The organism is Streptomyces sp. NPDC059371 (assembly GCF_042751995.1).
Classification (GTDB): Bacteria; Actinomycetota; Actinomycetes; order Streptomycetales; family Streptomycetaceae; genus Streptomyces.
Window position 1 is genome coordinate 37248 of record NZ_JBHYXD010000081.1, and the last position, 832, is coordinate 38079.

Annotated in this window: 1 pseudogene; it reads left to right on the forward strand. The window is 73.1% G+C overall.

Going from position 1 to position 832, the window contains the following annotated elements:
• Nucleotides 1–109 precede the first annotated feature (109 nt).
• Nucleotides 110–667: pseudogene (locus ACFXGX_RS32465) on the forward strand (DUF58 domain-containing protein); the annotation flags it as partial.
• Between the last annotated feature and the right edge of the window lie 165 nt (nt 668–832).

Consider the following 832-nt stretch of genomic DNA (forward strand, 5'->3'; position numbering starts at 1 on the left):
GCGCGCCTCTGGCGCGCTCCCCCCAGCCGCGCGCGCCCGCCCCCCACACCTAAATTTCCTTCCCCCCCCCCCCCCCCGCCCCCGGGGGGGGGGGGGCGCCGCCCCCCCCCCCGGCCTCGACGCTTCCATGGACGCGGCGCTGCTCCTCGCCGCCCTGGCCTCCCGCGCCGGCGACCGCGTGGACCTCCTCGCCTACGACCGCCGGGTACGCGCCCTGGTCCAGGGCCGTGCGGCCGGCGACGTCCTTCCGTCCCTGGTCAACGCCATGGCCGGGCTCGAACCTGAGCTCGTCGAGACGGATGCCCGCGGCCTGACCGCGACAGCCCTGCGTACGGCCCCGCGACGCTCCTTGATCGTGCTCCTGACGACCCTCGACGCCGCACCGGTCGAAGAGGGCCTGCTCCCGGTGCTCTCCAGCCTCACCCAGCGCCATACGGTGCTGCTGGCGTCGGTCGCGGACCCGCACGTCGCGCGCATGGCGAAGGCCCGGGGAGACGTCGACGCGGTGTACGAGGCAGCGGCGGCGGCCCAGGCCGAGGCTGGACGGCAGCGCACCGCCGAGACGCTGCGGCGTCGCGGCGTCACCGTCGTGGACGCGACTCCGGACGACCTCGCGCCGGCCCTGGCGGACGCCTACCTGGCACTGAAGTCCGCGGGCCGCCTGTAAAACACCCTTGAAAGAACAGGGAAGTCGGCAGGCCGACCCATCAGCCGACCGTGAACGGAGAGCGGAAAACTGTTTTTGAACGCAGAAAACCCCCGGACCGGTATCCCCGGTCCGGGGGTTTTCTCAAAAATTGTTCGGCGGCGTCCTACTCTCCCACAGGGTCCC